The sequence below is a fragment of the Roseibium sp. MB-4 genome, from assembly GCF_053005265.1.
Genome location: NZ_JBRKQB010000002.1, coordinates 380,871 through 404,423, shown reverse-complemented (window position 1 = coordinate 404,423; position 23,553 = coordinate 380,871). Strand labels below are relative to the sequence as shown.

Sequence of the window (23,553 nt, the reverse complement as noted above, 5' to 3'; positions counted from 1 at the left end):
GATGTTTTATTTTCTCGGCCAGTTCGCCGACCAAATCTCTGCTCTGAACGTTTTCCGGTACATCACGTTCCGGACAGGCGGGGCGATTATGACAGCCCTGTTCTTTGTCTTTCTGTTTGGGCCAAAGATTATCGCGAGCCTTCGGATCCGGCAGGGACATGGTCAGCCGATCCGCGCCGATGGCCCGGAAAGCCACCTGTCCAAAAAAGGAACGCCCACAATGGGCGGACTGATGATCTTGTCCGGTGCTTTGGTGGCTGCGCTCCTATGGGCCGACTTGAGCAATCCTTATGTCTGGGTCGTGATTGGCGTGACCGTCGGCTTTGGGATGATCGGATTTTATGACGACTACCTGAAAGTCACGAAATCCTCGCACAAGGGGTTCGGTGGCAAGGCACGCTTGGGTCTTGAGTTCCTGATTGCCGCAATCGCGGCCTTTACCGTGACAGTGCTCGATACGACGGCGTTTTCCGGAGCGCTGACGTTCCCGTTCTTCAAAGATTTCACGCTCAATCTCGGCCTTATCTTCATTCCGTTCGCGGCCTTCGTCATGGTGGGCGCTGGGAATGCCGTGAACCTCACCGATGGCCTCGATGGTTTGGCCATCGTGCCAGTCATGATCGCCTGCGCCTCTTTTGGGTTGATTGCCTACCTCTCGGGCAACGCGGTGTTCGCAAATTATCTGCAGATCCACCATGTGGCCGGTACCGGTGAACTCGCGGTCATCTGCGGTGCGGTGATCGGCGCTGGTCTTGGCTTCCTGTGGTTCAACGCGCCGCCCGCGGCCATCTTCATGGGTGACACCGGATCTCTGGCACTCGGCGGAATGATCGGCGCGATTGCGGTTGCGACCAAGCACGAGATTGTTCTGGCAATCATCGGTGGTCTGTTCGTTCTGGAGGCGGTCTCGGTGATCGTTCAGGTGATGTCCTTCAAACTCACCGGGAAACGGGTTTTCCGCATGGCACCGATCCACCACCACTTCGAGATTCAGGGATGGACAGAAAGCCAGGTGGTCATCCGGTTCTGGATCATATCGGTCGTCCTGGCCCTGATCGGCCTTGCCACACTGAAGCTGAGGTAAGGCGATGATCGAAGTCACCACATTTGAAGGACAAACCGTTGCGCTTTTCGGGCTCGGCGGTTCCGGACTTGCCACTGCCAAGGCGTTGCAGGCGGGCGGGGCCAATGTGGTGTGCTTTGACGACAATGAAACCCGAGTTGCCGAAGCCGCGGCTGCTGGCCTGAAAACTAAAGACTTGAAGACCCTCGACTGGTCGGGCGTATCCGCCCTTGTGCTGGCGCCGGGGGTTCCGCTGACGCACCCGGTTCCTCATTGGTCGGTCGATCTGGCACGCACTGCCGGGGTTGAGGTGATCGGTGATGTCGAACTTTTCTGCCGTGAGCATCGTAAACTCTGTCCTGAAGCTCCGTTCATTGCGATCACCGGAACCAACGGCAAATCGACCACGACTGCCCTGATCGCGCATCTGCTGCGCGAACTGGGGTTGGATGTGCAGATGGGCGGGAACATAGGGACACCGGTACTGGAATTGGAACCGCCGCGCCCCGGCCGCCACTATGTCGTTGAATGTTCGTCCTACCAGATCGATCTTGCCCCGACGCTGGATCCGACGGTCGGACTTCACATGAACCTGTCACCGGATCATCTGGACCGGCACGGCACGCTGGAAAACTATGCCGCAATCAAGGAGCGGCTGGTGGCTGGTGCGAAGGTCGCGATTGTTGGTGTCGATGATCGCCTGTCTTCCATGATCGCCGACCGGTTGGAGCTGGCCCGCAAACCGGTCTGCCGGATCGCAGGAGAACGCGAGCTGACGGACGGTATCTACGCACACCATGGCCGCCTGATTGAGGCTCATGACGGAGCGCAGACCGAAGTCGCCTTGCTCGCGGGGATCGACAGCTTGCGCGGCGACCATAATGGTCAGAACGCCGCCGCTGCCTTTGCGTGCCTGCGGGCGCTGGAAATACCGGCCGATAAGATCGCAGCCGCAATGAAAAGCTTTCCTGGCCTCCATCATCGCATGGAGATCGTTGCCCGGACTGGCCGGACGCTCTTCATCAATGACAGCAAGGCGACCAACGCAGATGCTGCGGCCCGGGCGCTGGCGAGTTTCGACCGGATCTATTGGATCGCCGGCGGGCGTGCCAAGGCCGGTGGGATCTCTTCCCTGGACGAGTACTTTCCGAATATCGCGAAGGCTTTTTTGATCGGTGAGGCCGCGGAGGAGTTTGCTAAAACGCTGGATGGACATGTTCCGTACGCAGTGAGTGGTACACTCACGCAGGCCGTCCAGGATGCGGCGGCCGAGGCTGCGGAAGATGGTGCGGAAGAAATTGCAATTCTTCTGTCTCCTGCCTGTGCATCTTTCGATCAATATGCCAATTTCGAACTGCGGGGCGCTGCTTTTGTAGATGCGGTGCGTGCCTTGCCTGGTGGTGGAAACACTCAGGAGGTCGCATAAATGGTCTCACGCGCCGATCGCAGCCGTTTTGCCGAATGGTTTTGGACAGTGGATCACTATCTGCTGGCGGCCTTCAGTATTCTGCTCGTTTCCGGCGTGGTGTTTGCCTTTGCCGCGAGCCCGCCGGTCGCCGAGCGCATTGGCGTTGATACCTTCTATTTCGTGAAACGGCAGGCCATGTTCACGATCCCGGCGCTCGGGATCATGCTGGCGGCATCGCTCATGACGCCGCGAATGGTTCGCAGAGCTGCTCTCGTGTTGTTCACGATCTCCGTGGTCTTGCTAATTGCGACCCTGTTCATGGGGTTTGAAACAAAGGGTGCCCGCCGCTGGATCTATATTGCCGGTGTGTCCGTTCAGGCGTCGGAATATCTCAAACCGGCCTTTGTTGTGCTGATCGCGTTTTTGTTGTCTGAAAGCGGCCGCCGCCGGGAAGTGCCGGGCGTTCTATTCGCCTTTATTCTATTTGCTGTATGCGCGACCCTACTTGTGGCCCAGCCGGACTTTGGGCAGACCATGCTGATCGGCATGGTCTGGGCGGCATTGTTCTTCTTGAACGGGATCTCCTGGGTGATTATCGTTGCACTCGGGATCATCGGGATTGCCGGTCTGTTTGCCGCTTATGCTTTCCTTCCGCACGTGACCAGCCGGGTCGACCGGTTCCTCGATCCAAGTACGGGCGATACCTTCCAGGTTGATACCGCGCTCGAGGCTTTCATGTCGGGTGGATGGTTCGGCCGAGGGCCGGGCGAGGGAACTGTGAAACGGATACTGCCGGACAGCCATGCTGACTTTATCTTCGCTGTGGTGGGCGAGGAGTTTGGGGTGATCGCTTGCCTCCTGCTGGTGATTGTTTTTGCCTTCATCGTGATCCGCGGATTGCAGCACGCGAGCCGGGACCAGGATGCCTTTGGCCGGTTGGCGACCGCCGGTCTTGTTGTCCTGTTTGGGCTTCAGGCAACCATCAATCTATCGGTGAACCTGCACCTGGTTCCGTCGAAGGGCATGACGCTGCCGTTCATTTCCTATGGGGGGTCCTCTCTTCTGGCGTCCGCCATGTCCGCCGGGGCCATTCTCGCGCTAACCCGCAAGCGGCCGCGGCCCATGTCGAATGACACGGTCACGGTCAGCCGGCTGTCTCCGTCTTCCTTGATGTAATTGTTGGCCCGGATTTATGAGCAAAACCGTTTTACTCACAGCCGGCGGAACCGGCGGTCACCTGTTTCCAGCACAAGCACTTGGAAGTGAGCTGAGCCGCCGCGGCTGGACCGTCGAGCTGGCAACGGATGAGCGGGCCGACAAATACGGCACAGAGTTTCCAGCCCGTAAGGTTCACATCATTGCCTCCGCCACTATCCGCGGCCGCAATCCGATTGCTCTGGCGAAAACCGCATTTCAGCTGCTGTTCGGAACGCTCCAAGCACGCAAGGTCATCAAGACCTTGAAGCCGGATGTCGTCGCCGGTTTCGGCGGGTATCCAACCTTTCCGCCCATGTACGCGGCACGTCTCACAAACACGCCGTCGATCCTGCATGAAGCGAATGCCGTGATGGGGCGGGCAAACAAACTCTTGGCCAAAGGGGTGTCGGCGATCGCCACCAGCGTGCCGATCGAAGACCTTCCATCCGATTTGTCGAGCAAACTGGTCGAGACGGGCAATCCGGTCCGCGATGCTGTTTTGGATGCAGCCGAACTGAATTTCACCCCGCCGGGCTCTGGTGGCCCTTTGAAGCTGTTGGTTTTTGGCGGCTCTCAGGGCGCGCGGTTCTTTTCAGATCTCGTTCCTCCTGCCGTTGCGGAGCTGTCCTATGAACAGCGAAAACGGATTCAGATCGTTCAGCAATGCCGCCCGGAAGATATGGAGCGGGTCCAGAAAGCCTATCAGGATCTTGGGGTTGAGGCGGAGTGTGCGCCGTTCTTTACAGACCTTCCTCAGCGGATCGCGCAGGCGCATTTGGTGGTTTGCCGTTCCGGTGCAAGCTCTGTTTCGGAGCTGAGCGTGCTCGGCCGGCCGTCCATCCTGGTGCCGTTGCCGGGGGCGATTGACCAGGACCAGGCTGCCAACGCAAAAGTTCTTGAGAAAGTCGGCGGCGCATGGCCGATCCGGCAGGTGGATCTGCACCCATCACGCCTTGCCAAGGAATTGATCCGTTTCATGGATGCGCCGGAGATGCTGGAGGCAGCCGCGAAGGCCGCCAAGACAGTTGCAAAACCAGATGCCGTCAAACGGCTCGCCGACCTTGTTGAAAGCGTCGCGCAAAACAAGGGAGTACGGCCATGAAGATGCCGCAGGATATTGGGCCGGTTCACTTCGTTGGGATCGGCGGCATCGGCATGAGCGGCATCGCGGAAGTGCTGAAAACACTTGGATATCAGGTTCAAGGATCTGACATGGCTGAAAACGCCAATGTTCAGCGTCTTCGTGCGAACGGCATTCCGGTCACAGTTGGCCATGCCGCCGAAAACCTCGGCCAGGCGGAAGTCCTTGTCGTCTCCTCTGCCATCAAGAAAGACAACCCAGAACTGGTAGCAGCCCGCGAAAAGCTGATCCCGGTCGTGCGCCGCGCGGAGATGCTTGCCGAGCTGATGCGGTTCAAACAGGCGATCGCAGTCGGTGGAACGCATGGCAAAACCACTACGACATCCATGGTTGCTGCGCTCCTTGATGCCGGGCATCTCGATCCGACCGTGATCAACGGCGGCATCATCAATGCCTATGGAACCAACGCCCGGATGGGTGAGGGGGACTGGATGGTGGTGGAAGCAGACGAGAGTGATGGGACATTCGTCAAGCTCCCGGCCGACGTGGCCATTGTGACGAACATCGACCCTGAGCACCTCGATCACTACGGAGATTTTTCGGGCGTTCAAAAGGCTTTCCGCCAGTTCATCGACAACGTGCCGTTTTATGGTTTTGCCGTCATGTGCCTCGACCACCCTGAGGTCCAGACCATGATCGGCAACATTGAGGATCGCCGGATTGTGACTTACGGCACCAATCCGCAGGCCGATGTGCGCTTCACAGATGTTTCGATGGATGGTGGAAAATCGACGTTCTCGGTGACCATCCGGGATCGCCGCAGCGGGGAAGAGACCGAACTTAGCAATTTAGTCCTGCCCATGCCGGGTCTGCACAATGTTTCCAATGCCACCGCTGCGATTGCTGTTGCCTCCCAGCTTGGTGTGTCGCCGCAAGACATTGAAAAGGGCATTTCGTCCTTCGGCGGCGTGAAGCGGCGCTTTACGTTTACCGGCGAAGCCAGCGGTGTCCAGGTTTTCGACGATTACGGCCACCACCCGGTCGAGATCAAGGCGGTGCTGCATGCAGCCCGGGAATCCACCGATGGCAAGGTGATCGCGGTTATGCAACCGCACAGATACACCCGCCTGCACAGTTTGTTCGATGATTTCTCAAACTGCTTCAACGATGCAGACGCGGTCGTCATCACGCCGGTTTACGAGGCAGGAGAACAGCCGATCGAGGGCGCGCGCCACACGGATCTGGTTTCCGGCTTGAAAACACGTGGTCATCGGCAGGTCCAGGCCATTAACGGCCCAGAAGAGTTGGCCTCAGTTGTCAAGGAATTGGCGGAACCTGGAGACTTCGTCATCTGTCTCGGTGCGGGCAACATCACCCAGTGGGCCTACGCGCTGCCGGATCAGCTGAACGCTCTGCAGAAGGAGGGGGCATGAGCTTTCCCAACCTTCTGGAAGAAATTCCAGATCTTGCTGAAGGTATCCGCGGAAAACTGACGCCAAATCAGCCGCTTTCTGCCGTGACCTGGTTCCGCACGGGGGGACCGGCACAATTGATGTTTCAGCCTACGGATGAAGACGATCTCGCGGCATTTCTCAAGAAACTTCCCAAAGATATTCCCGTCCTGCCGGTGGGTCTCGGTTCCAATCTCCTGATCCGCGATGGCGGGTTGAAAGGGGTTGTTGTCCGCCTCAGCGCAAAGGGATTTGGCCAGATCGAGGAGCTTGGCAACAATCGTCTCCGCGCTGGTGCCGCCGTTCCGGACAAGCGGCTTGCGGAAGCTGCGGCCAAGGCGGGTCTCGGAGGTTTTGCGTTTTACACCGGTATTCCAGGCGGGCTCGGTGGGGCGCTCCGGATGAATGCCGGTGCCCATGGCACGGAAACACGGGACCGGATGGTTGAACTCACGGCGATCGACCGGGATGGTAACAGGCATGTTCTGAGCAATTCCGAAATGGGATACAGCTACCGGCATTCCGGCGCCAGTTCGGATCTGATTTTTACATCGGCCGTGTTTGAAGGCGTCCCCCAGGATGAGGCGGCGATCCGCGAGGAAATGGCCGCGGTTGTCGAGCACCGGGAAAACGCCCAGCCGATCCGTGAAAAGACGGGCGGGTCAACCTTCAAGAACCCGGACGGCAATTCGGCTTGGAAAGTGTTAGATGCTGCTGGGTGCCGCGGATTGATGGTCGGCGGTGCGCAAATGTCCGAGATGCACTGCAATTTCATGATCAACACTGGTGATGCGACCGGCCACGATTTGGAGTTGCTCGGTGAAACCGTCCGAGCAAAGGCGCTTGAGGCCAGTGGTATACGGCTTGAGTGGGAAATCAAGCGTCTTGGAGAATTCGGGCCGAAAGGCGCGATTGAGCCATTCTTGGGGCAGGCGTGATCGGGCCACCGGTCTCTGTCCACAGTTTCCATTAGTTGCGTTTTATTTGTGCCGCTTTCCCGGATTCAAGTCCGGGAAACGGTCTTATCAAGGGAGAACCCATCCATGACCAAGAAACATGTTGCTGTCCTGATGGGTGGTTGGGTCAATGAAAGGCCAGTCAGCCTTTCAAGTGGCAAGGAATGCGCACTCGCACTGGAAGAAGCCGGATATCGTGTTTCACGGGTGGATGTGGACCGGAACGTGTCGGCCGTTTTGGCTGAGTTGAAGCCGGATGTGGCCTTTAACGCCTTGCACGGACCCTTCGGTGAGGATGGCTGCGTTCAGGGAATATTAGAGTTTCTTAACATTCCCTATACGCACTCTGGAGTGATGGCTTCGAGCCTTGCAATGAACAAAGTGAAGGCAAAAGCGGTTATGGCGGCGGCCGGAATTCCGGTCACGGAGCACAAGGTTGTGAACCGTCATGAGATCGGCCGGGATCATCCGATGGATCCGCCCTATGTGCTCAAACCGATCAACGAAGGTTCCAGCTTCGGTGTCCTGATTGTCAAGGAAGATCAAGAGTTTCCGCCCCAGGAGCTGCACCGGGAAGACTGGCCTTATCCGGATGTTTTGATGTGCGAGAAGTTCATCCGAGGCCGCGAACTGACCTGCGCAGTCAAGGACGATCAGGCACTTGGCGTGATCGACATCGTGACCCAGGGGCAGGAGTTCTACGATTTCGATGCAAAATATGCAGAAGGCGGTTCAAAACACATTCTTCCTGCAAAAATTTCACCACTTGTTTACCAAACAGCGGAGACACTAGCGGTTAAGGCGCATCAGGCCTTGGGGTGCCGTGGGGTATCCCGGGCCGATTTCCGATTCGACGAGCGCGAAGATGGAAGCGGGGACCTGATCTGCCTTGAAGTGAACACGCAACCAGGCATGACGCCGACCTCTTTGGTGCCCGAAATGGCCGCCTACAAGGGAATGAGCTTCAAAGACCTGGTGAGTTGGATGGTTGAGGACGCGAGTTGCTGTCGTTAGGTCGCAAACATAAACGGGACGCATATGCGCCGCTGGAAGCCGAGCTGGCTCCGCGCGGCCGCGGCGTTGCGCGTTTGCACCGGCAGCCTGTTTGGCGCGCGGCGGGCCGATTGGCGGACTTGCCACGCTGGACGGGTTCTGCAGCTGCCATCGGTTTCTTAACCTTAACGATTTCCTACGCAATAGTCATAGGCGGACACGGGCGTGTCGTGAGCGATGCGCTGCTTTCGGCGGTCGGTTTCGGGATTGAGGCCGTCAAGCTGTCCGGACAACGGGAAATCAACGAATTCCAGATCCTCGAAGCGCTCGAAATTCACGACGGCTCGTCCCTGATCCTGTTCGATGCCGATGGCGCCCGTGAACGGCTGAACGACATGGCTTGGGTCAAGAATGCTTCGGTGATGAAGTTCTACCCGAGCACATTGCAGATCCGGATCGAGGAGAAGGTGCCTTACGCGCTTTGGCAGCGGGGTGATCTGGTCTCGATCGTGAATGAGGCCGGCGAGGTTATCACCGATGACGTGGATGGCCGGTACGCAAATCTGCTGTTGGTCGTCAATCATGGCGCACAGCGCCGGGCCGGTGAGATCAGTGCAGCGCTTGCGACAGTGCCGGATCTTCGCCCGCGGGTGCGTGCGGCGTTCCTGATCAGTGACCGCCGTTGGGACTTGAAGTTGGAAAATGGGATTTTTGTCCGCTTGCCGGAAGAGAATATGGAAGCCGCTTTGGCTGAATTGGTGAGAATGGACAAGGAAGACGGGCTGCTTGCCCGCGATATTATGGCCATCGACATGCGCCTGGGGGACCGGATCACGGTTCGCTTGAGCGAAGAGGCTGCGGAACAGCGCAAGATCATGACCGGTGGTCGTGGACGCTCGGGCAATGGAGGACGGGACACATGAGCCGGTCTGATCAGCCTTTGTATTTGCCAAAGATGCGCCCGCTGCCGAGCCGCCGTTCGGTCGTTATGTCGGTCCTCGATGTCGGATCAACAAAGATCTGCTGCCTGATTGCCAAACTCATCCCTCAGGACGACAACGCGATCCTGTCCAGCCGGTCGCACAAGGTCGAGGTTCTCGGCTACGGTTATCAGCGGTCCCGGGGCATCAAGTCCGGTGTCGTCGTTGACATGGATGCGGCCGAACATGCCATTCGCCTTGCTGTCGACAGTGCGGAGCGTATGGCTGGGGTGACCGTTGAATCGTTGATCACAAATATCAGCTGCGGCCGCTTGCAGAGCGAAATCTACAGCGCCAGTGTGCCGCTGTCCGGCGAAAGCGTCTGCGAAGCGGATATTCAGCGCGTTCTGTCTGCCGGTTCCAGTCACTCGGTGACCGATGGCCGGGCAGTAACGCACGCTCTGCCGATTTCCTACACACTGGATGGCAGCCGGGGCATCCGGGATCCGCGTGGCATGATGGGCCACAAGCTCGGCGTCGATATGCAGGTTGTTACGGCAGAAGTGCCGCCGGTCCGGAACCTGGAACTCTGCATCAACCGCGGTCATCTGCACGTCGAGACCATGGTGGCAACCCCGTTTGCCAGCGGCCTGTCGACAATCGTGGATGACGAAGCTGAACTCGGCGTTGCCTGCATTGACATGGGCGGTGGCACCACAACGCTGTCCGTCTTCGTGGACGGTCATATGGTCCACCTCGATGCGATCGCTGTTGGTGGTAACCACGTCACCATGGATATCGCTCGGGCCTTTGCGACGCGTCTGCAGGACGCTGAACGGCTGAAAACACTTTATGGCTCACCGCTGGCTTCCAGCTCGGACGAACGGGATATGCTGACCGTTCCGCCGCTGGAGAGCGACAGCGATTTGCCAAACCAGATCCCACGCTCGGCGTTGACCCGTGTCATCCGCCCGCGCGTCGAAGAAATCCTTGAACTTGTGAGAGATCGTCTGACGGCGTCCGGCTTTGCCGGGCGGGTCGGCAAGCAGATCGTTTTGACGGGGGGTGCCAGTCAGCTCACAGGTCTTGGTGAGGTTGCGCGTCATATCCTTGGCCGCAACGTCCGTCTTGGCCGGCCTCTAGGCGTCGCCGGTCTTCCCGAGGCAGCAAAAGGTCCGGCATTCGCCGCGGCCGTTGGCCTCCTGATTTATCCGCAAGTCGCGCAGATCGAGCAGTTCGAACACAAGAACCGCAGATCCGGGTGGGGCGGGCAATCTGGCTATTTGGCTCGTGTGGGCCAATGGATCAGGGAAAGCTTTTGAGCAAATGACAGACGACAAGAGCCTAGAGTTGGAGCTGCCAGGAGTGGCAGAGGAAATTAGGGAAGAAGAGGGTTCTCCCGTATCGGGGGCGCCAGCGGGTCGCGAGGATAACATGACCATAAACCTGAAGATGCCCGACATTCAGGAACTGAAGCCGCGTATCACGGTCTTCGGTGTCGGCGGCGCGGGCGGAAACGCCGTCAATAACATGATCACAGCAGGCCTCCAGGGGTGCGACTTTGTCGTGGCCAACACGGATGCCCAGGCACTGGCAATGAACCAGTCCGATCGTCTCGTCCAGATGGGCGTGGCCGTTACGGAAGGTCTCGGAGCCGGTTCCCAGCCAGAAGTTGGCGGGGCCGCGGCCGAAGAAGTGATCGATGAGATCAACGATCATCTGTCTGGATCGCACATGGTGTTCATCACGGCCGGTATGGGCGGTGGTACCGGCACCGGTGCAGCTCCTGTGATTGCCCGTGCAGCGCGCGAGCAGGGCATCCTAACCGTTGGTGTTGTTACCAAGCCGTTCCAGTTCGAAGGTGCGCGCCGGATGCGCATTGCCGATAGCGGCATCGAAGAGCTTCAGCGCAACGTTGACACTCTGATTGTCATTCCGAACCAGAACCTTTTCCGGATTGCCAACGCACAGACGACGTTCGCTGATGCGTTTGCCATGGCCGACCAGGTTCTATATTCCGGTGTTGCCTGCATCACCGACCTGATGGTCAAGGAAGGTCTTATCAATCTCGACTTTGCCGACGTCCGCTCTGTCATGCGCGGCATGGGCAAAGCGATGATGGGCACCGGCGAAGCCTCTGGCGAAAAGCGCGCTCAGCAAGCTGCTGAAGCCGCTATTGCCAATCCGTTGCTCGACGAATCCTCCATGAAGGGTGCAAAAGGTCTGCTCATTTCCATCACTGGCGGCAATGATTTGACGCTCTTTGAAGTGGATGAAGCAGCAACCCGAATCCGGGAAGAAGTCGACGCGGATGCAAACATCATTCTCGGGGCGACCTTTGACGAGACGCTGGATGGCATCATCCGCGTGTCGGTTGTCGCAACTGGAATTGACCGGGAGGAGGGCCAAATGGCTGGCACGTTTCCCGGAATCACAGCTCCAGCTCTGAAATCCGAGACCATCGCGCCGCGTACTCCGGAAATCCAGACAAAGCCTTCACCGGCTGCAGAAATGCCGAAGGTACAGGACGCTGCAGCAAAGGCGATGGCCAGCCTGGAAAAAGAACTGGCGATCCCGGAACCTGCCGCGGTTTCTGTTGCGAGCGACCCGGATGTTGAAATCAAGAGGGTGCAGCCTTCGCGGGCCCCGGTCGCAGAAACATCTTCGATGATGGATCTGGAAAACGACACGCCGGCACCGGTTGCCGATGTAGCGCCGATGGCGCAGCCATACATCCCGCCGGCAGCTGAAGAGCATGCCACGGCCCCGCGGATGCCACGCGTTGAAGATTTCCCGCCGATTGCTCAGCGTGAAATTCTCGCCAGCTCTGCCCCGGCCAGCGCTCCGACAGCGCCAGAGGCGCAAGCTCCGGCCGATCCGGCTGCGGATCTGGAGCATGATGTTGAAGACGAACGGCGCCCAATGGGTCTTCTGCGGCGTCTTGCCAGCGGTCTCGGCCGCAAGGAAGACGAAGAAGAGCACCACGAAGAGACTCCCGTTGAGACTGTCCGTCCGGCAGCGCAACTTCGTCCGGCACCGCGTGCACCGCAGCCGCGGTCTCACAGCGAAGGGGCAACCGGACAACTTGATAGCACTGGCCGTTCGGCCCCTACGCCGATGAGCCAGTCAGAAGACGATCAGTTGGAGATCCCGGCGTTCCTGCGCCGGCAGGCCAACTGATTCGACCCGCGATCTTCTTCCCTGATCGCAACGGCCCGAAGTCACGACTTCGGGCCGCTTTTGTTACACTGAGTCAAATGACGTGATAATTCAATGGTTTGCGAACCTGTGAATCGTTACAAACCGTAATAAAGCTTTATTTCGCCCTACCTTAATTACCGACTATGTTGCCTGCAGCTGGCGATCGTTAAAAGTCCGTAACTTTGCACGTGCAAATGACTGACCATTACCGGCGCCAAACCGGAAGGGTAGGGGAATATGACCGCATATGTAGACCGACAGACAACGCTCGCCGATCAGGTGACGCTGACAGGTATCGGTGTTCATTCGGGTAAACCTGCGTCAATCACATTGGTGCCTGCTGAAGCTTGTGTGGGGGTTGTGTTCTCACGTACTGACAGCGACTCTTCCAAGGAAATTCCGGCGCTCTGGGACAAAGTGTCCGCAACCGCGTTGTGCACCGTTCTCGATGATCCGTCCAAGGATGGCATCTCGACCGTTGAACACCTGATGGCTGCGCTGTTTGGAATGGGCATCGACAACGTCATCGTTGAAATCGACGGCCCTGAAATGCCGATCATGGATGGTTCCAGCCACGCGTTTGTCGAGGCGATCGAGCAGGTTGGCATCAAGAAGTTGGACCGGGGCCGCCGGTATCTGAAAGTCAAGAAAACCGTTCGTGTCGACAACGGAAGCGCCTGGTGTGAGCTGCATCCCTATGACGGCACGAAGTTTGACATCACGATTGACTTTGATACGCCTGCGATCGGCAACCAGAAATTCGTGTCCGACATGACACCGGACGTGTTCCGCAACGAACTCTGCCGTGCACGGACCTTCGGTTACGTGAAGGACGTTGAGCAGCTCTGGAAGATGGGCTTCGCGCTCGGCTCTTCGCTGGAAAACTCCGTCGCCATCTCCGACGACAAGGTTCTGAACCCGGAAGGCACGCGCTGGCCGGATGAGTTCGCCCGCCACAAGGCACTTGACGCGGTTGGTGATCTGGCGCTTGCCGGTCTGCCGATCCTGGGGCTTTACCGCTCCTTCAAGGGTGGTCACAAGATGAACCACTCCATTCTGGTCAAGCTGTTCGAAGATCCGTCTGCATTCGAGATCGTCGAATCTCCGGCCTTCCGCCAGGTTGGCCAGGTCGACAAAGGCGGTTTGGCTGCTGCAGCAGCTTTTGGTCCGGACGTTTCCTGATACTTTTCTTTCAAGGGAGGCCCGAACGCCTCCCATTTTTATTTCAGGCGAAGCTGCCGTTTGTGGCGGGTTGCCACAAAAAAGCTTAAAAAATCCGGCAGATCCCGTTTGAAAGCGTGACGGGGGCGGTTCGTTTCCGCTAAACACTCGTGTTATTGAAATCGGGAATTTCTGCGCCGCTCGGTGCAGGGCTGTGTTTGGGCTGATATGTGCAGCTCGGGAGATAGGGTGTGAACGGAAGACAACTCGGCTTTTCGGCGTGGACGGCTCCACATCTCAAGCGTTTTTTGGCTCTCGCGGTTTTGGCTGCGCCCTTGGCATTGTCAGCGTGCAGCAGCAAGGACGAGTTCGATGAGCTGGCGCTGAACGACACCCCTGCGGAAGTTCTGTTCAACGAAGGGCTTGCACTGCGGGCACAGGGTAAACTGAGAGATTCGACTGCCAAATTCGAGGAACTCGACAAGCTTTACCCGTACTCGGAATACTCCAAGAAGTCCTTGGTGAACCTCGCCTATCTTAACTACACGCGGGGTAAGTACACGGAGACCGTGACATCCGCCAATCGGTTTGTAACGCTTTATCCGGGCGATCCGGATTCCGCCTACATGCTCTACCTCGTTGGCCAGAGCTACTATCGCCAGATGCCGGACATCACACGGGATCAGGCCACGACCGAGCGCGCAGCTTCCGCGTATGGCGAGCTGATCCAGCGTTTTCCTGAATCGGAATATGTACCGGATGCCCAACGCAAGCTTCTGATCGTTCAGGACCAACTTGGCGGTAAGGAAATGCAGGTGGGCCGGTACTATCTGGAACGCCGGAATTACGTTGCAGCCGTGAACCGCTTCAAGACCGTTGTGAACAACTATCAGACCACCCGTCACGTGGAAGAAGCGCTCTTTCGTTTGACCGAAGCCTACTATGCGCTTGGGGTGATCAGCGAAGCCCAGACCGCTGCTGCGGTTCTGGGGCACAACTTCCCGGACACGCAGTGGTACAAAGACGCTTACACTCTCTTGAACAGCGGCGGATATGAGCCTTCTGAAGACAGTGGCAGCTGGATTAGCCGCGCATTCAAGAGTATCAAGCTCTAGGGTCAGGACCCATTAAATTTGACGAACTGGCGCAAGAAACGGCAATGAGCTGCAAGGAAAAGCGCGTAAAGCGGGCTGGGTGCCCGGTTGAGCGGTTTGACGAAGCAGATCGACGCCGTTTTTGCGTGCCTTCGGGATAGGATGCATTTGCCCGGCAACATCTTTGCAAACCTTTGGAAACCGGACGGTTTCCTGCAGCTTTGCGCCTTGTATCCGAACAAATTCATTCCTACCATTTCGTCCAATTTAATAGGGCCTGACCCTAAGCTAGACCGACTCGAAAAGGCACCTATGTTTTAGGTGCCTGCCCGAGCCGATTTCTAAGGAGCGCTCTGTTCATGCTGGTCACGTTGTCTATCCGTGACATTGTTCTGATCGACCGTCTGGATCTTGATTTCGCCGCCGGAATGTCTGTGCTGACAGGCGAGACCGGCGCCGGAAAATCCATTTTGCTGGATTCCCTGTCTCTGGCGCTTGGCGCAAGGGGCGATGCTGATCTTGTCCGTCACGGAGAGGGGCAAGGACAAGTGACCGCCGTTTTCGATGTCGAGATGGCGCATCCGGTTCGCGCTTTCCTGAAAGACAACAGCATCGACGATGACGGGGACGTCATTTTGCGCCGGGTTCAGGCCGCAGACGGGCGCACGCGCGCTTTCATCAATGATCAGCCGGTCAGTGCAGGACTTTTGCGGCAGGCTGGTGCTCTGCTGGTGGAAATCCACGGTCAGCATGATGATCGGGCCTTGGTTGATCCGGAGAGCCACCGGGCTTTGATCGACGTGTTTGGCGGATTGACCACCGATGCGGACGCCGTGGCAAAAGCCTACCAGGGCTATCGGTCAGCCGAAAAGGCTGTGTCAGATCATGAAGCCCGCATTGAAGCGGCCCGCAACGAAGCGGATTATTTGAGATCCTCTGTCGAGGAACTCAGCCAATTGAAGCCGGAATCCGGTGAAGAAGATCAGTTGGCGGCCCGGCGCACGGACATGATGGCGGTCGAGAAGATTGCTGGGGATCTGAGCGAGGCCTACGAAACCCTGAACGGATCCGCATCCCCGATCCCTGAGCTCGCCAGTCTTTTGCGGAGGTTGGAGCGGAAGGCCGATCAGGTTCCGAACCTGCTCGGGCAACCGGTCCAGCATCTGGCAGGCGCCCTGGATCTCCTGGAAGAGTGCCGCTCCGGGTTGGAGGCGGCCCTTCGGGAGACCGAGTACGATCCCCGCGAGCTTGAGGTTGTAGAGGAGCGGTTGTTTGCGCTCCGTGCTGCGTCGCGGAAGTATTCCTTGCCTGTTGACGAGCTGAGTGCTCTTGCCGAGCGCATGGCCGCTGATCTTTCCGATCTGGACGCCGGTGAGGACAAACTGGCCGCTTTGGCCGATGCGGCTCAAAAGGCCCGTGCCGACTATGACCGGAAGGCCGCAAACCTCTCAGAGAAACGGCGCAAAGCCGCTGCGCGCCTTGAAAAGGCTGTTGAGACGGAATTGCCGGATCTGAAGTTGGAACGTGCGAAATTCATCGTTGAGACCGCGAGCGATCCGGAGCAGCGGGGGCGGTACGGCATCGATCAGCTGGAGTTCCACGTTCAGACCAACCCTGGCACCAAGCCGGGCCCGATGATGAAAGTGGCCTCCGGCGGCGAACTTTCGCGGTTTCTGCTGGCTCTGAAAGTGTGTCTCGCCGACAAAGGATCGGCGCCGACGCTGGTTTTTGATGAGATCGACACCGGCGTTGGCGGTGCCGTGGCCGAAGCGATCGGTCTGCGGTTGGCCCGGCTTGCAAGCAACGTGCAGGTTCTCACCGTGACCCATGCACCTCAGGTCGCCGCAAGGGCTGAGGGGCATTTCCTGATTGCCAAGGAGGCAACAGACGCAGACCGGGTGGCAACGCGCGTTAAGCAGATCGATGAGGACCATCGCCGGGAGGAAGTGGCCCGGATGCTGGCGGGCAGCGTCATTACGGACGAGGCGCGGGCGGCAGCGTCCCGGCTTTTATTACAGAGGGCAGGATAAAAAGAAGGCCCGCTGGAGAGGCGGGCCTTTGCGCAGTTGGCGGGGGAGGAAACGGCAATTTTTGCAGGTTTTTATTCGACAGAAATGCTCGGGACAGTGAGCTCGATACTTACCTCATCGTCCTGCGCATACCACTGCGTGTAAAAGAAAATACCGGCTGCGATTGCAGTGACCAAAGCTCCTGCGATGAACCAAACCGGGCCGGACCCTTTGCCGGACTGTGAAAGGTCGTAGTTGGCTTTGGTGTTTGGCATCTTGCTCTCCTTTGCATTGAAAAACGCCGGACTTATAAGTTTAAAACGCTGGTCTTTGGGAATGGTTCCCGGACAACGCAAGACAGGCGGCAAATTGGAAACTCCCGGGGCTGGTAGCGCGCATGACCGATAACTCTTTGATTGAAATCGAGCAGTTGAGCCCGGAAGCTGCCAAGGCGGAACTCGAGCGGTTGGCGTCGGAGATCGCTGAACATGACCGACGGTATCACCAGGAAGATGCGCCGACGATATCGGATGCGGACTATGACGCGCTGCGCCGCCGGAATTCAGCGATTGAGGCCCGTTTCCCGGAGTTGATGCTGGCCGACGGCCCGTCTGCGCAGGTCGGCGCGGCGCCGGCCTCCGGGTTCGGAAAGATCACGCACCGGGTGCCAATGCTGTCTCTGGACAATGCATTCAGCGATGACGATGTCCGTGATTTTGTTGGCCGGGTGCGCCGGTTCCTGAAGTTTGATCCGTTGATGGGAGCGTTGGCTGTCACTGCCGAGCCGAAGATTGACGGCCTGTCCCTGTCCTTGCGCTATGAGAACGGCACGCTTGTCTATGCCGCAACGCGGGGCGACGGCACGACGGGCGAGAACGTCACCGCCAATGCCAAGACCATCAAGGATATCCCGCAGACGCTCGTCGGCACCGTGCCGGACGTGGTGGAGATCCGCGGCGAGGTCTACATGGCCCACAAGGACTTTGAGGCCCTGAATGCGCGCATGGCGGCCAATGGCGGGAAGGTGTTTGCCAATCCCAGGAATGCGGCGGCTGGATCCTTGCGCCAGCTGAAGTCTGAAATCACCGCGTCCCGGCCGCTTCGGTTCTTTGCCTATGCCTGGGGAGAGATGAGTGCGCTGCCAAAGGACACGCAAGACGGCATGGTTGCGCAGTTAGCGGAGTGGGGATTCCAGATCAACCCGCTGATGAAACGCTGTGAGACGGTGGAAGAGCTGCTGGGCGTTTATCATGGCATTGAGGAAAACCGGGCGCAGCTCGACTATGACATTGACGGTGTTGTCTACAAGGTCGACCGGCTGGATCTGCAGGAACGGCTTGGTTTTGTCTCCCGGTCTCCGCGTTGGGCGATTGCGCACAAGTTTCCGGCCGAGCAGGCCTGGACCGTGCTCAATGACATTGAGATTCAGGTTGGCCGTACAGGCGCGCTGACGCCGGTTGCCAAGCTGGAGCCGATCACGGTTGGCGGTGTAGTCGTTTCCAATGCGACCCTGCACAATGAAGACTACATCAAGGGTATTGGCCAGGATGGAGAGCCGATCCGTGGCGGCAAGGACCTGCGCAAGGGCGATACGGTCAAGATCCAGCGGGCCGGCGACGTTATTCCCCAGATCGTCGATGTGGACCTCGACAAGCGTCCAGACGATGCGGAGCCTTATGAATTCCCGACCCGCTGCCCGCGCTGCAACAGCCACGCAGTGCGCGAAGAGAACGAAAAGACCGGCCGCAAGGACGCGGTGCGCCGGTGCACGGGCGGTTTGATTTGTCCGGCGCAGGCGACGGAAAAGCTCAAGCACTTTGTCTCCCGCAACGCCTTCGACATTGAAGGGTTCGGGGACAAGCAGGTGGACGCGTTCTATCAGGATGACCTGGTGAAGACCGCGGCTGACATCTTCACACTTGCTGAACGCGACAAACAATCCCTGACCAAGCTGCGCAACCGTGAAGGCTGGGGCGCCGTTTCCGCGAAGAACCTGTTTGAGGCGATCGACGCACGTCGGGAAATTGATCTGCACCGGTTCATTTTCGCGCTCGGCATCCGGCATGTCGGCGAGGGCAATGCGAAACTGTTGGCACGGGCCTACGGGTCCTGGGCAGCCTTCTACAAAGCGATGACGGAGGCCAGCGATCATGGAAGTGAGGCTTGGGTCGAGCTCAACGACATCGATGGCATCGGTCATATCGTTGCCGATGCGTTGGCGGAATTCTTTGCTGAAAGCCACAATCGCGAGCAATTGGATGCGCTGCTGCAAGAGGTGACGCCGAAGGATGCGGAGAAGATCGATGCCTCCGGCTCGCCGGTTGCCGGAAAGACGGTGGTCTTTACCGGCTCCCTTGAGCGCATGACCCGTGACGAGGCCAAGGCCATGGCCGAGCGGTTCGGGGCGAAGGTGTCTGGATCAGTGTCCAAGAAGACCGATTTGGTCGTTGCCGGTCCGGGGGCTGGATCCAAGCTGAAGAAGGCATCAGAGCTTGAGATCGAGGTCATTTCCGAGGACGATTGGTTCGAGTTGGTTGACGTTACGTAATTTGCATCTGGCGACACTTCTGATCTTTAGGGTGACGCTAGAAGTTGTTCAGGTTGTGAAAAATCGGATTTTCGCCTTATGGTTTCTGTCTTCTCGAATCAAATGAACAGCATTTTCTGTAGTTCTAAATATCTGAAAATATTATCGAAAATAAATATAGGTGATCGATATCCGTATAATTATCAATAGCGAAATTCTTAATTGCACCACCTTAAATTGTTTCTATTGATTTATTGTTTTTTCGCTGTCGTAAAATGCCAATTTTCTGCCTTACGTTAAGGTATGAGTAAGCTGAAAAACCCACTCTTCCGGTCAAGAGCGCCTTGGAGGGGTAGGCTTAATGAAACGGATTAAAGTACAGATTCTGGTATTGGCGTTTGTGCCAATGCTCGCGGTGGTCGGTTTTGCAGGCTTCACAGTCTATGAAACCAAAGTCTTACTGTCGCATCACGAACATATGCGGCCTTTGACACGGATCGCCGAAGACGCCGGCAATGTAATTCACGAATTGCAAAAAGAACGGGGCATGACTGTTGGCATGATCCGTTCCGATTATGCTGCTGAAAACCTGTCTAAGTTACAAAAACAGCGCCCTCTGACGGACGCGGCGATCAAGATCTTTGACGATCATCTTGCCGCCATTGATCTCAACGATGCCTATACGCTCGAAGAATTGCGCAAGGTCGGTAAAGCGGTGCATGAGGTCGACGGCTTCAGGATAAAGGTTGATAACCGTTCCAAGTCAGCGCCCGAAGTGGTCGCCTCATATACCAAAGAGATCCATGCGCTTGTTCATTTGATTGGCCTTGCCATCGAAGCAAGCCCGTCACCTGAAATCACGGCAGAGCTGTTCCCCTTCATTGCTCTTGTTGAAGCAAAGGAAGCAGGTGGGCTTGAACGCGCCTTGGGCGCAGGCATGTTGAATGAGTTCGCGCTAACAGGTGAAGTAAACTTCGATGTCTACAAAAGGTTCATGGCAAAGTATGGCGCTGAACAAGCCTTCCTGTCGGAGTTTAAAGCGATCGCGCTGCCAGATCAAAAGGAACTATTTGCCGCGACCGTAAAAGGGCCCGCAATAGACACGGTCGAAAAGTGGCGGCCTATTCTTCAAGGACTTCCTCAGAGCGGAGACGCAAAGGGTGTTTCGGGCAGCGATTGGTTTGCAACGGCCACTCAGCGTTTGAATTTGATCAAGTCAGTCTCCGATGAGTTGATACACCGGGCAGAAGCTGCTGCTGATGCAGACACTGCAGCGCTTGCTTCCCAGCTAATCTATGTGTCTCTGCTGGCCGTGATTGTCGTGCTGGGAAGCGGAGGCCTTGCAGCTTTCGAAGTGTTGTCAATCTCAAAGCTGCTGCAGCGCCAGCGCGATACCATCGCCAGCCTTGCAGAAGGCGATATCGACATAAAAGTGCCCTATACGGACCGTCCGGATGAGATCGGCGACATTGCCCGATCTGCAGAAGTCTTCCGGGACAATCTGATAAAACAACGCACGCTTGAAGAAGAAGCGGAAAAGGGCCGTATTCAGCGGCGCAAACGGAACGCCCATCTGGAAGCTGCCATCAAACAGTTTGAAGATGAGGTCTCCGCGGTTCAGCAGCAACTGAAGAACGAAACGCACGAAGTCAGTCAATCTGCCGGCCAAATGGTTCAGATTGCAGGTCATGCTTCAGAAAGCGCGAGTGCTGCCAATGCAGCGACCGAAGAAGCGACGACCAACGTCCAGACTGTAGCGTCCGCTGCTGCCGAACTGTCCGCCTCCATCAGTGAGATTTCCCGCCAGGCCAATACGGCCATGGAAATCTCTGAAACGGCATCATCGACTGCGGTTTCGGCTGACAAAGATGTTTCCATTCTGGCGGAAACTGCTGACAAAATAGGTGAGGTTGTCGAGATCATCCGAGCCATCGCAGAACAGACCAATCTTTTGGCTTTGAACGCCACAATTGAGGCTGCGCGGGCAGGGGAGGCTGGCAAAGGCTTCGCCGTGGTTGCTGCAGAAGTGAAAGAACTGTCCACGCAGACGGCAAAGGCGACGGACGAGATTGCCAGCCAAATCACCGGCATTCAGGGCTCGACCCAAAAATCTGTTGCCGCCATCCGGTCCATTGTCGAGCAAATTGAGCAAGTGCAGTCGGTGACCAGCACCATTGCGGCATCCGTGGAAGAACAGAACATTGCGACAAGCGAGATCACGCAGAGCATTACACTGGCTTCAGATGGCGCATCGGCTGCAGCGTCCAACGTTGCCGGTGTGTCCGGCTCGATCGATCAGACCCGCGAGCAATCCCAGACGATGAGTCAATCTGCCGATCAACTCGGCAAGGTTGCCAACAGTCTTTCGGGGGCGGTCAGCCACTTCCTGGAGCAGGTGCGCAAAGAAGACGAGGCCGCATAACCCGTTCGCCTTTTTGGAGTTTAAGGAAAAACCGCCCGGACTGTGTCCGGGCGGTTTTTGTTTGTGATGGAAGGCTTTTGCTCAGAGCTCTTCGGTCGCCTGTTCCAGCCAGATCCTGTCTTTGGCGGCCAGCAATGGCCCGATTTCGGAGCGGACCCGCTGATGGTACCGGTTGAGCCAGGAGCGCTCGTCGCTCGTCAGCATTCCGGGAACGATCAACCGCCGGTCAAACGGGACAAGCGTGATCGTCTCAAACCCGAGCATTGGTCGCTCGCCGCCTGGAATGTCCCTCGGCGCGGTGACGATTTCGAGGTTCTCCAGACGAATGCCATATTCGCCCGCAGGATAGTAACCCGGTTCGTTGGACAGGATCATGCCCGGCTTCAGCGGCACATGGCCGGTCTTGGCGATGCGCTGCGGACCTTCGTGAACACCGAGGTACGTGCCGACGCCATGGCCGGTGCCGTGATCGAAATCGAGGCCGGCTTTCCAAAGATCAATGCGCGCAAGGGTATCCAGCTGGGCACCGGTCGTGCCTTCCGGAAACTTCGCGGTCGAGATGGCGATATGGCCCTTCAGCACGAGCGTGTAGTGCTTCTTCATCTCTTCGCTCACAGTGCCAACGGCGAGCGTCCGGGTGATGTCGGTGGTGCCGTCAATATATTGAGCACCGGAATCAATCAGGAAGGGCTTGTCTTGCGGGATCTTCAGATTGCTGGTGCGGCTGACCCGGTAGTGGCAGATCGCCCCGTTCGGTCCGGCCCCGGAAATCGTATCGAAGGAGATGTCCTTTAGCTCTCCCGTTGCCGCGCGGAACTCTTCCAGTTTTTCGGCGGCCCCTATCTCGTCCAGCTCGCCTTTAGCGACTTCTTCATCGAACCAGCAGAGGAAGGAGATGTAGGCCGCCGCATCGCGGACATGTGCTTTCCGGGCGCCGTTCAGCTCGACCTCGTTCTTGACAGCCTTTGGCAGGAGAACGGGATCAGAAGCCTCAACGAGCGTGCCACCGGCATCTGTGATGGCTTCGGCAATGCCGATCCCAGCAAGAGACGGATCGATGATGACCTTCTTCCCTTCCGTGCCGAGTGTTTTCAGCCCGCCTTGAAAATCGGCCGGCTCTGAAATCTCTGTCAGATCGGCGAGGGCATCGCGCACGGAGTTAGAGAGCTTTCGGCCATCGATATAAAGCGAGGGTTTGCCCTCTGCCGGAACGGTTGCAAATGACAGGGGCAGCGGTGTGTGCGTGACATCCGAGCCACGGATGTTGAACAGCCAGGCAATGGAATCCGGCTGAGTCAGGACACAGGCATCGGCTTTCTTGTCCTGAATGGCTTTCTGGATCTCAGCGATCTTGTCTTCCGACCCACGGCCTGCAAGTTCTGTCGGATAAAGCATGACCTGACCGACCGGCGGCTCTGGGCGATCCGCCCAAACCGCATCAACCGGATTGTCTTGCAAGGTGACCAGTTCAGCCCCGGCCTCTTTACAGATCTCCCGCAACCGCCGGACTTCCCGCACGGTGTGCAGCATGGCGTCGATACCGAGTTTTTGGCCCGGCTTGAGGCGTGCGGCGAGCCACTCCGTCACCGGTTCGGTGATCAGATGCTGGGCCGGAAACACGTCCATGTCGACCTGTTCGCGCACCTGGATGGTGTAGCGGCCATCGACGAAAACGGCAGCATCTTCGCCCAGAACCGCGGCCATACCGGCGGATCCGGTAAAGCCCGTCAACCACTGCAAACGGCAGTCATGCGGCGGGACATATTCCCCCTGGTGCGCATCGGCACGGGGAATCAAGAAACCATCAAGGCCCAGACGCTTGAGTTCGGCTCTGAGAAGCGCTGCATGCGGCGCCCCGCAGGAAGGATCACTGAGATCGTCAAAATTCTGAAACATGGCGGCAAAACTAAAAGGGGTCCATGACGCAATCAAGTCGGATAATTATTTCTTGAAAAGATTGGATATGGGAATTTTCGTTTCGAAAATGTGCAATGCACAAATCATTTCGCATATGCGAAATGCGCAGGGCTGGCATGCAGATCGCCCCCTACCTAAACCGCGCATCCACAA

The 23,553-nt window shown here is 57.6% G+C and carries 17 protein-coding genes; 15 read left to right on the top strand and 2 right to left on the bottom strand.

The annotated features are described in order from the left end of the window. Position 1: 1 nt before the first annotated feature. The 13 genes from mraY to recN all read left to right on the top strand — a co-directional run bounded on the left by mraY (position 2) and on the right by recN (position 16,555). Positions 2-1,084, top strand: coding sequence for a phospho-N-acetylmuramoyl-pentapeptide-transferase (gene mraY / locus ACVDG4_RS12945; protein ID WP_447235367.1), 1,083 nt, complete (start codon positions 2-4; stop codon positions 1,082-1,084). A 4-nt stretch (positions 1,085-1,088) separates the two neighbouring features. Beyond that, positions 1,089-2,489, top strand: coding sequence for a UDP-N-acetylmuramoyl-L-alanine--D-glutamate ligase (gene murD / locus ACVDG4_RS12940; RefSeq protein ID WP_447235366.1), 1,401 nt, complete (start codon positions 1,089-1,091; stop codon positions 2,487-2,489). Continuing rightward, a complete protein-coding gene (locus tag ACVDG4_RS12935; protein ID WP_133946290.1) occupies positions 2,490-3,647 on the top strand; it encodes an FtsW/RodA/SpoVE family cell cycle protein in 1,158 nt (385 codons plus the stop codon). Positions 3,648-3,663: 16 nt separating this feature from the next. Further along, entirely contained in the window at positions 3,664-4,770 is a 1,107-nt protein-coding gene (gene murG / locus ACVDG4_RS12930) for an undecaprenyldiphospho-muramoylpentapeptide beta-N-acetylglucosaminyltransferase (protein WP_447235365.1), read from the top strand. After that, on the top strand, positions 4,767-6,182 hold the full coding sequence (murC, locus tag ACVDG4_RS12925; RefSeq protein ID WP_447235364.1) for a UDP-N-acetylmuramate--L-alanine ligase: 1,416 nt from the start codon (positions 4,767-4,769) through the stop codon (positions 6,180-6,182). The genes murG and murC overlap by 4 nt, the downstream gene beginning before the upstream one ends. Further along, positions 6,179-7,138, top strand: a complete 960-nt coding sequence (gene murB / locus ACVDG4_RS12920; protein WP_447235363.1) for a UDP-N-acetylmuramate dehydrogenase — start codon at positions 6,179-6,181, stop codon at positions 7,136-7,138. The genes murC and murB overlap by 4 nt, the downstream gene beginning before the upstream one ends. Positions 7,139-7,243: 105 nt before the next feature. Beyond that, positions 7,244-8,170, top strand: a complete 927-nt coding sequence (locus ACVDG4_RS12915) for a D-alanine--D-alanine ligase (protein WP_209174246.1) — start codon at positions 7,244-7,246, stop codon at positions 8,168-8,170. Continuing rightward, entirely contained in the window at positions 8,158-9,072 is a 915-nt protein-coding gene (locus ACVDG4_RS12910) for a cell division protein FtsQ/DivIB (RefSeq protein WP_447235362.1), read from the top strand. The genes ACVDG4_RS12915 and ACVDG4_RS12910 overlap by 13 nt, the downstream gene beginning before the upstream one ends. Then, a complete protein-coding gene (gene ftsA, locus ACVDG4_RS12905) occupies positions 9,069-10,391 on the top strand; it encodes a cell division protein FtsA (RefSeq protein ID WP_286189929.1) in 1,323 nt (440 codons plus the stop codon). Before ACVDG4_RS12910 ends, ftsA begins: the two co-directional genes overlap by 4 nt. Before the next feature lie 112 nt (positions 10,392-10,503). Then, positions 10,504-12,249 (top strand): cell division protein FtsZ, encoded by a 1,746-nt coding sequence (ftsZ, locus tag ACVDG4_RS12900; RefSeq protein ID WP_447235361.1) that lies wholly within the window; start codon positions 10,504-10,506, stop codon positions 12,247-12,249. A 258-nt stretch (positions 12,250-12,507) separates the two neighbouring features. Then, complete coding sequence (gene lpxC, locus ACVDG4_RS12895; protein ID WP_306149005.1) at positions 12,508-13,452, top strand: UDP-3-O-acyl-N-acetylglucosamine deacetylase; 945 nt, start codon at positions 12,508-12,510, stop codon at positions 13,450-13,452. Between the two features lie 287 nt (positions 13,453-13,739). Further along, positions 13,740-14,546: an outer membrane protein assembly factor BamD gene (locus ACVDG4_RS12890; protein ID WP_133947586.1), complete on the top strand. Its 807-nt coding sequence runs from the start codon at positions 13,740-13,742 to the stop codon at positions 14,544-14,546. A gap of 338 nt (positions 14,547-14,884) precedes the next feature. Next, positions 14,885-16,555 carry a DNA repair protein RecN gene (recN, locus tag ACVDG4_RS12885; protein WP_447235360.1) on the top strand — a complete coding sequence of 557 codons (1,671 nt, stop codon included), beginning with the start codon at positions 14,885-14,887 and terminating at the stop codon, positions 16,553-16,555. A 71-nt stretch (positions 16,556-16,626) separates the two neighbouring features. On the opposite strand, the gene ACVDG4_RS12880 is transcribed toward recN, so the two are convergent. Further along, positions 16,627-16,809, bottom strand: a complete 183-nt coding sequence (locus ACVDG4_RS12880) for a hypothetical protein (RefSeq protein WP_447235359.1) — start codon at positions 16,807-16,809, stop codon at positions 16,627-16,629. Positions 16,810-16,931: 122 nt separating this feature from the next. On the opposite strand from ACVDG4_RS12880, the gene ligA reads away from it, so the two are divergent. Both ligA and ACVDG4_RS12870 read left to right on the top strand, forming a co-directional pair. After that, positions 16,932-19,082: an NAD-dependent DNA ligase LigA gene (ligA, locus tag ACVDG4_RS12875; protein WP_447235358.1), complete on the top strand. Its 2,151-nt coding sequence runs from the start codon at positions 16,932-16,934 to the stop codon at positions 19,080-19,082. Between the two features lie 340 nt (positions 19,083-19,422). After that, positions 19,423-21,483 carry a methyl-accepting chemotaxis protein gene (locus ACVDG4_RS12870; RefSeq protein ID WP_447235357.1) on the top strand — a complete coding sequence of 687 codons (2,061 nt, stop codon included), beginning with the start codon at positions 19,423-19,425 and terminating at the stop codon, positions 21,481-21,483. 81 nt (positions 21,484-21,564) lie between these two features. On the opposite strand, the gene ACVDG4_RS12865 is transcribed toward ACVDG4_RS12870, so the two are convergent. Continuing rightward, positions 21,565-23,379 (bottom strand): aminopeptidase P family protein, encoded by a 1,815-nt coding sequence (locus tag ACVDG4_RS12865; protein WP_447235356.1) that lies wholly within the window; start codon positions 23,377-23,379, stop codon positions 21,565-21,567. Between the last annotated feature and the right edge of the window lie 174 nt (positions 23,380-23,553).